This is a genomic window from Telmatocola sphagniphila (assembly GCF_018398935.1).
Taxonomy (GTDB): domain Bacteria; phylum Planctomycetota; class Planctomycetia; order Gemmatales; family Gemmataceae; genus Telmatocola; species Telmatocola sphagniphila.
Genome location: NZ_CP074694.1, coordinates 1,553,610 through 1,565,990, shown reverse-complemented (window position 1 = coordinate 1,565,990; position 12,381 = coordinate 1,553,610). Strand labels below are relative to the sequence as shown.

Annotated in this window: 8 protein-coding genes; 6 read left to right on the top strand and 2 right to left on the bottom strand. The window is 50.7% G+C overall.

Annotated elements, in window-relative coordinates; translation table 11 throughout:
• Positions 1-148 precede the first annotated feature (148 nt).
• The gene (locus tag KIH39_RS06475; protein ID WP_213498460.1) at positions 149-1,387 is read left to right on the top strand and encodes a glycosyltransferase family 4 protein; all 1,239 of its coding nucleotides are present in this window, start codon (positions 149-151) and stop codon (positions 1,385-1,387) included.
• A 454-nt stretch (positions 1,388-1,841) separates the two neighbouring features.
• Complete coding sequence (locus KIH39_RS06470) at positions 1,842-2,450, top strand: hypothetical protein (RefSeq protein ID WP_213498458.1); 609 nt, start codon at positions 1,842-1,844, stop codon at positions 2,448-2,450.
• Positions 2,451-2,477: 27 nt separating this feature from the next.
• On the opposite strand, the gene KIH39_RS06465 is transcribed toward KIH39_RS06470, so the two are convergent.
• On the bottom strand, positions 2,478-2,873 hold the full coding sequence (locus tag KIH39_RS06465) for a YidH family protein (RefSeq protein ID WP_213498457.1): 396 nt from the start codon (positions 2,871-2,873) through the stop codon (positions 2,478-2,480).
• Positions 2,874-3,151: 278 nt separating this feature from the next.
• Between KIH39_RS06465 and KIH39_RS06460 the strand changes: the two genes are divergently transcribed.
• The 3 genes from KIH39_RS06460 (at position 3,152) to KIH39_RS06450 (ending at position 9,136) form a co-directional block, all read left to right on the top strand.
• Positions 3,152-4,714, top strand: a complete 1,563-nt coding sequence (locus KIH39_RS06460) for a TolC family protein (protein ID WP_213498455.1) — start codon at positions 3,152-3,154, stop codon at positions 4,712-4,714.
• A gap of 328 nt (positions 4,715-5,042) precedes the next feature.
• On the top strand, positions 5,043-6,317 hold the full coding sequence (locus tag KIH39_RS06455; protein ID WP_213498454.1) for a TolC family protein: 1,275 nt from the start codon (positions 5,043-5,045) through the stop codon (positions 6,315-6,317).
• 248 nt (positions 6,318-6,565) lie between these two features.
• Positions 6,566-9,136 carry a M1 family aminopeptidase gene (locus KIH39_RS06450; protein ID WP_213498452.1) on the top strand — a complete coding sequence of 857 codons (2,571 nt, stop codon included), beginning with the start codon at positions 6,566-6,568 and terminating at the stop codon, positions 9,134-9,136.
• Positions 9,137-9,207: 71 nt separating this feature from the next.
• Here the strand turns inward: KIH39_RS06450 and KIH39_RS06445 are convergent, their stop codons facing one another.
• Complete coding sequence (locus tag KIH39_RS06445) at positions 9,208-11,457, bottom strand: RICIN domain-containing protein (RefSeq protein WP_213498450.1); 2,250 nt, start codon at positions 11,455-11,457, stop codon at positions 9,208-9,210.
• Positions 11,458-11,801: 344 nt separating this feature from the next.
• Between KIH39_RS06445 and KIH39_RS06440 the strand changes: the two genes are divergently transcribed.
• Positions 11,802-12,377: a hypothetical protein gene (locus tag KIH39_RS06440; RefSeq protein WP_213498448.1), complete on the top strand. Its 576-nt coding sequence runs from the start codon at positions 11,802-11,804 to the stop codon at positions 12,375-12,377.
• Positions 12,378-12,381 lie beyond the last annotated feature (4 nt).

The following is a 12,381-nucleotide window of genomic DNA, read 5'->3' as shown; positions in this document are numbered from 1 at the left end:
TGCGTTCTAATACGTAATTTTTAAGATATGCTTGAAGACTGAGCTTACCCAAGAATTGGTTGGATCAGGTGATTTCTGAAAAAAACCTAATCATTACCGGTGGTCATTTGCTTTCAGGCAAACGAACTAAGTAGAGCAACGGACTGACATGAGCCGATCCGAACCGGTAACGCTACCGCCTAAAGTCACCGTTTTTTATCACTACTTTCATCCGGATGATGTAGTTAGTGCCCGGCATTTTTCAGATCTCTGCGAAGGATTAGCTAAAAGGGGATGGGAAGTCGTTGCCAAGCCGTGCAACCGGGGTTGCAGGGATGAATCGATCACCTATCCCAAGTGGGAAGAATGGGCGGGGGTAAAAATCCATCGCCTTTGGCGCCCAAACTTTAAGCAGAGTAGTGGCAAAGGTCGATTGCTTAACGCTTTTTTCATGATCCTGCGCTGGTCCATTGCCTCCCGACATGTTTCGCGGCACAGGCGAGAAGTCATGATCGTCGGGACAGATCCCGTTCTGAGCGTGTTAGTTGCGAGATTTTGGAAGCTGATCAAACCCTCATGCAAGATCGTCCACTGGTGCTTCGATCTCTACCCGGAAGCCCCCATTGCGGAAGGGATGTTTCAGGAGAACTCCCGTCTCATACGCCTGGTTCGCGGCAGCCTCAAAAAAGCCTATAAAGCCTGCGATCTGATTGCCGATCTGGGTCCATGCATGGCTCAACTGCTTTCCAGGTACCAATCGCAGGCAAAAACTACAACCCTGGTTCCCTGGGCGCTCGTGGAACCGAACGAGCCAGTGACAGTCGATCCGAACACCCGCAAAGAACTCTTCGGTGAAGCCCAGTTAGCGCTCCTTTATTCCGGGAGTTATGGTCGAGCGCATTCCTGCGCGGAATTTCTGGAACTGGCTCGACACTTGAAGCCGAATACCGACATTCAGTTTAATTTTGCGGCCCGGGGCAATCGGATTGAAGAATTGAAGAGCCAGGTCACATCGGACGATTCCAATGTTCATTTCGCCGGATTTGCACCCGAATCGCAGCTCGAAAAAAGACTCGGATCTTGCGACATTCACATGGTGAGCTTGCGACCGGAATGGACGGGAACGGTAGTTCCCTCCAAATTCTTCGGCGCTCTCGCAACGGGAAGAAGCGTCCTTTTCAGCGGGTCCCCGAACTCAGCGATTGCAAAATGGATTGAAGAATTTAAAGTGGGCTGGGTGCTTTCCAAAGAGAATATCAAGGAGGTTGCAGACCAGCTGAATCGACTGGCTTCAAGTCCTGAGCAATTGTTGCAGATGAACCGGCACTGTCATCAGATTTACCAGACGCACTTTTCCAAGGATCATCTCCTGAACAGATGGGATCAGGAATTGAGAGAACTGCTTTAAAACCCGATTCCGCTCTCGGCGGAACTGAATCAGTCGCACAAGGTCTAGGGTTTAGCGGCCTCTCAGTCTCTGATTAGGCTGAAGAGAATTTCATCTTCAGCAATTTTTAAGGATTGTTTCCCGCAATGACTGAGGGAGACGAGTCCTCAAAGGCAAAGCTACTATCCGTTATGCATTCTAACCCATTCGACGTTGCTGTTCCCGAATCGAGCAACAAATTTGTTGACAGAGTTGTCAGAGAATTGACAATAATTTAATGGCGTTTCAGCTAGGTGTGGAAATTCGCCGTCGTTCGATGGTAATAGTTGCGAGTCGTACAACCAGAGATTTTTACTAGATGTCCAACGTTCTTTGTCCATCGTGCCAGGCCCGACTTCGACCTCCTCGTCGAGCGAAGGAGTTCAAGTGCCCGAAATGCAAGGCAAGGATACGATACGGACAGGGGGGGACACTGATGTTCGCCCCGCACCGGTCCTTGGTGCAAAAGGTTTCTGATAATCCCGTTCTGATTCTGGAAATCAGTTGCTTTTTTGTCGGGTTAATCGCGCTGGCGTTGTTGTTAACCACTCAGCGGTTCGTGCTCTACCCTATCGGCGAACAGTACCCAATGTCTCGATCCGCGATAATGCCGGGTATGCCCAACGACGATGGGCCTGGCGAGCCATATCGCGTCACCTCGAAATACAATGGGATACTTTACTGGGGTAGCATTTTCATCTACCTGACTGCTTCGTTTCTGGTCTGGATGATATACTACCGGATCAAGAACAAACTTCAGAGCCACGATCACACTCACCATTCCTCTGAAACTCCGGAATTGATTGCGAAAGTCGAACAGCCACTCGAGGCCGACACTCCAGTCGAGAAACCGGCGAATGGCAGCCGACCTCGAACACGCCGAAAAAAGCACCACGCCAGTCAACGTCGGCGGCTGCGATACATATACAAGGAACAGGGAAATTTGTGGCTGATGTGGGGAGGCGGTACCGGAGTTCTGGTTATTCTCATCGGTGGTGCCCTCATAGCGAATCTCTACCAGGATATGGTTTGGAAAACGCCTTAAACCAGACTCAAAATCCCCACCGGAATTTCAAATCTCCAGTAAGAGCAGATAGACTACCATGATTGCCCCCAGAACCGCGAGAATCATACAAATCGCGATTCCGCTCGACCAACTGGGCGGTTGATAAGGTAAACCTTTATCGTGCCGGAAGAGAAAGCGGCGATGTTCGACGGCAGACAGAATGTTGACGAAAACGCCTAGTGCCACCAGTCCCACTCCCAGAATCAAAGACCAGCGCGTGGAAGGAATTGGTTGATTTTCTCGAGCAGAGAATTCGCGAAGGAACCAGCCAAATCGAGCGACCACAAACCCAAAGCCCATCATAGCGACACCCGTTCGAATCCATGCTAACAGAGTTCGCTCGGCCGCCATCCGAACTCGAGGATCTGGGGTGTCCGGTTTCTCTTCATTTACTACTGGCATTTTTTTCCATTTGAAGTTAGTGGAGGGGTATATTGCGCTGACATGGAGAAGCCAGAGATCGAGCAGAGAGCACGCAATTCCTCTCGCTTTTCCCCGAATGGCGAAATAATCCGAGTTATTCCCGACTTCCGTAAAGCTTTCCAAACTTCCTAGTCTCACATCCGTTCCAATCAGGCAAGATCTAATGATCTTAACGTATCTGGCCGTCCGATAAATCCTTCGATTGTAGGTAATTGCTGATTAGCGCCGAATTGGAAGTTCTTGCAGGGAAAAATCCGATGAATCCAGCGCCAGATGGTTTGTTTCGGATTGCGGTCTTTACCCTGGCACTCTATTTATCCACCGCTAGTTTCGCCCAAGATCCATCGCGTTCGGCTACCAAACCCGCATTACTCCAGACTTCAAAGCAAGATTCGGCCCAGCTTGGGAAAACATCGCTTCCGAACTTGGCGGCAGGGGAACTCCCGATAGACCTCGCGACGGCTTTACGACTCGCGGGCTCTCAGAACCCTCAGCTGATTCTCAGTCGAGAGAGGATAACTGAAGCGACCGCCATACAGCAACTCACGGCGGCGCAAATACTACCGAATTTAAATCTGGGCACTAATTACGATCTGCATCGCGGTGCACTGCAGCAAAGCAATGGCAATATTTTGAACGTCAATCGCGACGCTCTGTATCTGGGTTTGGGGTCCGGAGCGGTTGGAGCGGGCACCGTTAACATCCCGGGCTTGCAATACAATCTGAACGTTGGAACTGCCTGGTTTGACTATCTGAGATCCAAACAGATAGTCGCTCGAAATATCGCTTTAGCCAAATCTTCGGAGCAGGAGACTCTGCTTCGGGTGAGTTTAGCCTATTGCGAATTACTTCGATTCGAAGGCCGTCTGGCCATCGCGAAACAGAACCTGGAAGATGGCAAAGAATTGTCGCGACTGACAAATGCCTACGCTCAAGTAAAACAGGGTCGTAAGGCGGACGCCGATAGAGCTAATGTCGAATTGAAGAGACGTGAAACAGCGGTCATTCAGACGGAAGCCGACGCCAAAATCGCCTCGGCCCGGTTATGTCAGCTCCTGAGCCTGGATCCTACAACCCGACTAAAACCGATCGATGGATGGGTCGTTCCGGAACCGATTGTTCCCAACCCGATTTCGCTTCAGGAGTTAATTGCCATCGCCCTCCTTCAGCGCCCTGAACTGGAAGCTCGCCGCGCCGAGATCCAGGAAGCTCTCTATGCTTTGTCTCATGCGAAACTTTTACCCTTTTCTCCAAATGTGCTGATCGGATTTAGCGCGGGGGGCTTCGGTGGGGGAAGCAATCTCATTACGCAGGGATTTATTGGATCCGACGGTAAGCCTCAGGTAGGTCCCCGATTTGGAAATCTCGAATCCCGATCGGATTTCGACGCTGTGGCTTACTGGACATTGCAAAACCTTGGCGTGGGGAACGTAGCGCAAGTACATATCAATCAAAGCCGCGTCCGGCAGGCCAATCTTCGGCAGATCGAGACCCTTAACCGGATTTGCACGGAGGTAGCCGAGTCCCACGCTCGGGCCGCTGCCCGCTACGGAGCATTGGATACCACCGCCAAGGCCGTTATGGCGGGTGCTGAAGGATTTCGAGAAGAGTTAATTCGAATCAAAGGGCGGGAGGGATTGCCGATTGAAGTCATCGACAGCATGCGTCTGCTGGGAAGAGCTCGACTCGATTATCTGGACACCATCGTCGATTACAACCGAGCTCAATTCGAGCTCTACGTGGCTCTAGGCCAGCCGCCAGCAGATCGGCTGGCCCGGCCAGTACCCAGTGAGCTAGTTCCCAATCCTAATAAGCCGTAGTCCTGCGAATAGTTCTTGAGCACTGTTTGCAATTTCGAGCTATCGCAGGCCAGGTGAGAAAGAGATGAGTTTTTCTGGTTGGACCAAACGCGGGCTTTCAATCTGCGCAGTAGTTTGTGCGGCTACGAGCGGCTGCGCTACGTTTGAGCCCAAGCAGATTTCGAGTAATTCTTCCCTTCTAAGTATCAGTACACCTGCGAAATCGTCGGAACCACCCCAGATTCAGCTCGTAAGTGCGGCAGAACAGATTCCGGATTCCAGAAGTAATTCTTCTGTAATCCCGGCAAACGCCACCAGTAATCCAGATCGGACAATTGACCTTGCGGGAGTGCTTCAACTGGCAGGAGTCGATAATCCCACGATTCAGATCGCACGAGAAATCGTGAACGAAGCCTATGCCAACCTTCAAGCCTCAAAAGCTCAACTGCTTCCTAACCTCACTGCCGGCGTGGGCATCGATCTCCATTATGGTGTGCTTCAAAGATCGAGCGGCTTAATCTACGATGCCGATCGCCAAAATCTTTACATGGGTAACGGCGCCTACGCAATCGGTGCCGGTACGGTGGGAATTCCCGGAGTCCATATCGTTTATCCTGTGGGAGATATGTATCTGGAGCCTAGAGCCCGGTCTGAAACCTTTGCGGCTCGCTCGGCCGAGGCAATAGCGGTCCAAAACAATATGCTGCTGGAAGTCAGCTTGGCCTTCTGGGATTTACTCGGCTACGAATCCAGGATTGCGAGTTTGATTCAGAGCCAAGGCGATCTTTCAGAAATTGTCAGAATCACGAGTTCCTATGCGCAGGCTAGACAGGGACGATTGGCAGATGCCCAGAGAGCCGAAGTGAATTCGCGACTCCTCGACAAGCGAATTCGCGACTTGAAAGGAGAGGCCGGGGCGGCTTCCGCCCGTCTGGCCGGCCTGATCAATTTGGATCCCTCCGAACCGTTACATCTCGACACGCAACTTCTTATACCGCTCACTTTGGTGGACGAAAAAGCCAAATTGGAAGAGCTGATTCCGCGTGCCTTGGCTAATCGGCCGGAAATAAAAGTTCGCACCAACGAGTTGGCGGAGACGAAGACGAGATTGAGGCAGGAACAGGTACGCCCCTGGCTCCCCACTATTTTTGCAGGTTTGAGCAACGGCGCCATCACCGGAGGAGGCGATCGCGTTTCATATTCGTACAGCCGATTGGATGGAAGAGTTGATTTTGATGTTGCGGCAGTCTGGACCCTTCAAAATGCGGGGATGGGGAATCGGACTCTGATGCAACGAAACATGTCTGTCGTTTCCCAAGCCGTATCACGACTCAATGCCACGATCGATCAAATTCGTACCGAAGTTTCGGAAGCGTATGCTAGTGCGGTCGCAGCTAAAATTCGAATCGAACAAGCTCAACTCCAACTTAAAATTTCTGAAGAGGGTTTTCGCGCAGAATACCTTCGAATTCGTCAGGCAATCGGGTTGCCGATTGAAATCCTCGATAGTCAGAAACAACTCATGGATGCTCGCGAGGAGTTGATTCAGGCGACGATCGATTACAATCGGGCTCAGTTTCAACTTCAGGTATCACTCGGTTTTCAGCCGCCGTCGAGTCATTAAACCATTGATTTACTGCCGACTTCAAGCTCTCATAATTCCAGAAAACTCGGGATTGCGGATGTCGGATTAGGAAAAACTTCCTGAACTAAATCTGTCCATTATTTTGCAATTCCGTTTATTGAAGAAATCTCAATATTTTCACGGACCACTTCGAAGCGAAGCCGTGCATCCCGCCGAGTCGTTTCGCGAAAGAGCACGGGCCAGTAAAACTCCCTTCGTTATCGAGGCTTTCTAAAGGATGGATACGAATGCGTGACTTGGTTTTAAGGATCGGCATCATCTTCTTTTCGCTGGTGGGCACCCATTCCGCGTATTCGCAGAGCGCTGGCAGCGAACCACTCCGGACCGCGGGCGATCACCCGGTTAATGTTGGGAATCTGAGACTCGAGCTTAAGGTCGATCTGCCGGGTAAGATGATCGATTCGCGAGCACAACTCTCTTTCAGTTCGCTTCGCAACCTCGATTCGCTCACGCTTGATGCGGAAGCATTCGAGGTTCGGAAGGTGGAATTTGCAGTTGCAAAAGAGACGACTAAACCCATCAAATACTCTCACGATGGCGAGAAACTGGTTGTGAATTTCGATCGAACGTTGCCCACCGGAACCGAAGGCGAACTCATCATCGATTATCGAGTTCGCAACCCCAAAAAAGGACTTTATTTTTTTGCTCCCTCCCCGGAAGAGCCGAATGTCCCACTCACCGTCTGGAGTCAGGGGGAATCGACTATGAATCGCTGCTGGATTCCCTGCTTCGACCGTCCCAGCATTCGGCAGAGTACCGAACTCATCGTAACCGTTGCTGAAGGGAATGAGGTTCTTTCAAACGGTAAACTGGTTAGCAAAAAGAGTGATCCGGCTACCAAGATGGTAACGTTTCATTGGCGACAGGAACTGCCCCATCCTTCCTACTTAATTACTCTCGTAGTCGGTCCCTTCGCCGTTGTGGAACAAACCTGGCGAGGCAAACCCGTGCAGTATTACGTACCTCCCGCGCGCAAGGGAGACGCTTTGCGAACTTTTGATCGAACGCCGGAAATGATCGAACTTTTCAGCAAAAAATTCGGCGTGGATTACGCCTGGGATAAATATGCCCAGATTGTTTTGGAGCAATTCATCGAAGGTGGAATGGAGAACACCAGTGCCACTTCTTTGATCGATTGCCTTCTGGATTCCCGCGCCGCTTTGGACGAGGATGCGGAAGGATTGATCTCCCACGAATTAGGGCACCAATGGTGGGGCGACCTGTTGACCTGCCGGGACTGGGCGCATATCTGGCTGAACGAAGGTTTTGCCAGTTATAGCGAATGCCTTTGGGACGAACATGCGAACGGTCCGGATGCTTACTCTCTGAATATCTTGGGTAAAGCAGAAGGAGCCCGATCCGCTGTGAATCGTCCGGTGGTCGATCGTCGCTACCCGAATCCGGATGCCATGTTCGATGCCCGAGCTTATCCCAAAGGCGCTTTCATTCTTCATATGCTCCGTCAGCAACTCGGAGATGAAATATTCTTCGCGGGTCTGAAAGAATATCTCACGGTAAATCGACTGAAATCCGTCGAAACTGTCGATTTCCGTCGAGCTATGGAGAAAGTCAGCAGTTTGGATCTCGAAAAATTCTTCTTCGATTGGACGGAACGTCCCGGCCATCCCAAGCTGGATGTCAGCGCCGCCTACGAAACAGATCCAAAGCGGGTTCGAGTGATCGTTAAACAAACTCAATCGGGCGAGCCCTTCTTTTTCCCACTGAAAGTCCGATTGGCTGGAACGAAAAATCAGGAACCACTCATCGCCATGGAATCGATTACTCAAAAGGAGCAGACTTTCTACATTCCTTGTCCGACTCGACCCTTGGGAATCGAAATCGATCCTTATCAGGCGGTCCTGGCCGAGATCAAAGAAGATAAATCGCGGGATCTCTGGGTATGGCAAATCGGAAGTGGAACCACGGCGGTCTCGCGAGTTTTTGCGGCCCGGCATTTTGCTAAATCCAAACTCAAACAGGATCGTGAAGTTCTTATCCAAGCGCTTCCTCTCGAGAAAACACCGGGTGTCGCTCAGGCTATTATGACGGCTATGGCGGAATCGGGGGGCGAAGAATGCAAAGCTGCTTTACTCGAAGAACTGAAAGTGAAAAATCCGAAATTGCGAAGAACCGCTGCCAGTAGTTTGGCTCGATTTGGAAAAGATGAAAAGATCGCTGATACCATGTCGGCGATTTTGAATCAGGGGGATGAGAGTGCTGCGATCGAGGCCGAAGCTATTTCTATCTATTCCAACCAGAAACGCCCCGATGCGATCAAAGTCCTTACCCCCTGGTTGCAGAAACCTTCGCATCGCGAAGCATTGCGCAACGCCGCTCTCAAGGGTCTGGCAAACACTCAGGATCTGGCAGTGCTGACTACTCTCATAGACTGGACTAAAAAAGATAAACCCTATGACTGCCGTTCCACGGCGGTTTCGGCCCTCAGCCGATTGGTGAAAACCGATAAGGCTACAGAAGCCGAACAAAATCGTGCGGTCGAGGCGATCGCCGCGCTGTTGACAGGAGAAGGAATACGTTTGAAATCTCATGCTGTGAGAACGTTACAAGGTATGGGTGCTCAGGCAAAGCCGGCTCTTAAGCAACTCGAAGAAATCGCTTCGAAAGAATCGGACGAGGGATTAGTCGAGGCCGCCAAGAAGGCTGTGACGACTATTCGCGACGCCAAAATGCCGACGGATGATCTGAAGAAACTTCAGACTGAGGTTGAAAAGCTTAAGAAGGAAGCCGAAGAGCTTCGAAATCGATTGGATAAGTTCGAGAAAAAAGTATCCAAGTAAACTTGGGAAATCGATTGGGGAGCGTGAGATTCGAAGGAGAACAATCTCTGGCGATTCTCACGCATTTCCATTTAGAGCTTCGAACCACGAGCGGGTTGCCAGGGGGTGAAAGCTCCGACGCCGTGCACTTTAACTTTTCGCTTCCAGATCTTGTCAGACGTAAAAGCGAATAAGGTATCCTGATCCTTGCCTCCCAGACAGACGCCGAGCAGACGCGAGCGATCGGGTAAAGGAAGTATCACTTGTGTAGGCCCATCGTCCGCGCAGGCCTGAACACCAAAATGCGTAGCTATTAACAGTGGGCCTTCTTTGGTGTAGCACATCGATTCCGCTCCGGAATCGTCCTCCCAATCGGGAACGTGTAACCAGAAGAACTTCTCTTTGTTGATCAAACTTCCATCCGAGCGGATCTGAAAACTGTAGCCCCACTTCGAGCGACCATCGGCCGCGCTCAAAAGCCACTGATCGGGTCGATAGGCTAAACCGCTGGCATATTTCAATCCCGAATCGACCTGAGTTTTTTTGCCCGCCTTGACGAGCCAGATACTCCCCGAATCCTTGAGTTTTGCATCATTGCTCGTTGCGTAGAGACTTCCATCCGGCATGGCTAACAATTGCTGAGGGGGCAAACCCTCCACTAAGACGGAACGCTCTCCATTTGATTCGATCTTCAAGATCTTTCCGGATGTTTTCGAACCGACGTAAATTTCTCCCTGAGCCCCCACGCACATACAAGAAGCTTGCTCCGCATTGGGAGTGAACAGAGTGATGTTCCCCTCCAGATCGTATCGGAGTATCTTGTTAGCATCGGCTTCCAGAAAGAGAACTTCCCCAGTTTTCGTAACCCCCGAGCTTGTAATTCCTCGAAGCCCTTGAGCCACTAACTTCCAGGATTCATTCGGAAGAATGATATCCTGCACGCGGGGAGCGCTCGGACCTGCCTTAACCGGCTTAGGCCAATCCTTCCAGAGATAACTCATCGCTTCTTCGTAGTAGTCGTAATACCCAGCCACGTGGCCGCCTTTGATAACTCGAAACTTGTAATCGTAACCGGAAAATTTCAGGGCCTTATCCATTTCCAGGTCGATCAGGAACCAATCGCCGGCACAATTTTCCATATCGTGCATGCCGGTGGTGAGATAAGCGCGGATCGGCTTCGCTTCGAATTTACGAACGAGTGTCGGAAACTCGTGGCCGCCTCGAAAAGCGACGAAACTTCCACTATTGGCATAGACCCGGCTAAAAGCTTCTGGCCGTTCCCAGGCCGCATTAAATGCAGCAATTCCACCACTGCTACCTCCGGCGATACAGCGATCGTCTCCGTTGTCTGATAGTTTCAATTGATATTCTTTGGCTATGTAGGGCAGTAATTCCTCGAGCAGAAATCGAACGTGGTTATCCCCCATCCCATCATATTCCAGGCAACGGTTGCGTCGTCCCATCGTATTCTTCATGGGTGCCGGTAAATCTCCGGGTCGAACAAATATCCCTATGGTCACAGGCATTTCCTTGGTGGCGATCATTTTCTCCATCAATTCCTGTTCCTTAGGATTAAAGCCATCGGTTTTCACATAGACGCAGGCGGGTTTCGCTCCATTGTACTGGGCGGGTATGAACACGTTGACTTCTCGAACAGTGCCGGGGAAGATCTTGCTCGAATTGAAAGTGAAACTTTTGAGCTGCCCCTTAAGTATTTTTTCGGCCTGGATTTCCGGAGCGACATATGTGCTGGGTGGCGACTCGAGTATACCGTTGGCAATCGCTTTTTCGGTTCCGGCTAACGGCTTGATGAACCATTCCAGATGCTGATCTCCCGGCCGATTTTCCCAGAGATCGACCCGGGCTCCAACCGCGGCTTTGCCGCCAAAATGGTCCAGACCCAGTCCGGGAGCGTGGGCGGGAATTATACAGTAGGAACCATTTTCATTTTTTTTCAGACTCCATTCCTGCCAGGGTTTGCCATTCTCCTTTTCGAGAACGATGGCTGTCCCCATTTTCTTGCCACCTTCGGAAGCGGCCAGAACGAGTGTCGATGACAGACTCGGTTTAATCAAGTAGCGATCTTTACCCCTGGCAACAATCACCCATTTCTGGTTCTCGGTTGCCATGGGCTTGTTAATGGAGACGACAGCCCCTTCCTTCGATTGAGATCCGACAGCTTCCAAAACGAATCCAGTAGCGCTGGAAGGAACTATTGAGTAGCTACCCCAATCCTCAGCGGCGATCGAGGATTTTAAGTTCAAATCGAAGCAAACTGTCAGCAGTACCATCCAGTGAAGACGCAAAATGTTCGGGTAAGATTTAGATTCAAACTTTGCCATACGCATGTACCCTTCGCGTGGAGTATCGGATTTCTGATCGTCGTTCCGTAATCGGAGTTATTTTGGTTCGGAGGGATTAATCTTCCAGACAAATCGATGCCCCTCCACTGAATTTTCGTCTGAGGCCAGAAATTCAACTTGGCAGGCATCATCTTCGTAGCAATGAGATGAAAAAAGGGGATTTCAAGAAAATATGTGTCATAAATCTGCCTCGGCGGTTAAGCAATGGTGTGTGGAGAGAAAGCAAAAATCATTCGAATGATCGATGGTGAAGAACTCGCAGACAACATTGTTCCAGTTTTCTCTCCCGATTCGATTTCATTTCACTCCATGAGGACTTTTTTATGTTTACGCTGCGATTTCTTACCGTTCCAACAATTGCTATGCTAGGATTTGGCTCGACCAGTCATGCAGCCCCTCCGCTGAACGCGGGGAGTTTGGGGAGCGCAACCAAAGGACATACCAGTAATTCCAATTCGACTCTTACCACAGCTTTGAACAATCTCCAAGCAATCAAAGCCATATTGGATAATGCGGATCATGATTATGGAGGCCATCGAGGGGCGGCGGTGAAGGACATTGTTGCCGCAGAACATCAATTGAAGCAGGCGAATAAAGGCTCACACACCGGTGGGAAAAAAGCGAGCGGGAGTTCTGGCAACAGTGGGAAAATGGCCGCTGGAAAGGGCAGTACGGCTCCGAGTGCGGGATCTTCGAAGAAAACTTCCGGCAATCAGCTGAGTGAACCCCAGGCACTATCCGATGCCCAGCTAGCGCAGTGCATCACTAAACTGCAAAGTACCATTTCGCTCATAAAAAATTCTCCCAGTAAATCGGGAGGAGCTATCAGCGAGCTCAACTCGGCCATCGTTCAATTGCAGGAAGCATTGGCATTCTCAAAAGCCAAGCGGGGAAGCTAGGCAC

Bases quoted from the DNA above. Each gene is read 5' to 3' on its own strand.
- KIH39_RS06475 (WP_213498460.1), top strand. From the start codon at position 149: ATGAGCCGATCCGAACCGGTAACGCTACCGCCTAAAGTCACCGTTTTT.
- KIH39_RS06470 (WP_213498458.1), top strand. From the start codon at position 1,842: ATGTTCGCCCCGCACCGGTCCTTGGTGCAAAAGGTTTCTGATAATCCC.
- KIH39_RS06465 (WP_213498457.1), bottom strand. From the start codon at position 2,873: ATGCCAGTAGTAAATGAAGAGAAACCGGACACCCCAGATCCTCGAGTT.
- KIH39_RS06460 (WP_213498455.1), top strand. From the start codon at position 3,152: ATGAATCCAGCGCCAGATGGTTTGTTTCGGATTGCGGTCTTTACCCTG.
- KIH39_RS06450 (WP_213498452.1), top strand. From the start codon at position 6,566: ATGCGTGACTTGGTTTTAAGGATCGGCATCATCTTCTTTTCGCTGGTG.
- KIH39_RS06445 (WP_213498450.1), bottom strand. From the start codon at position 11,457: ATGGCAAAGTTTGAATCTAAATCTTACCCGAACATTTTGCGTCTTCAC.
- KIH39_RS06440 (WP_213498448.1), top strand. From the start codon at position 11,802: ATGTTTACGCTGCGATTTCTTACCGTTCCAACAATTGCTATGCTAGGA.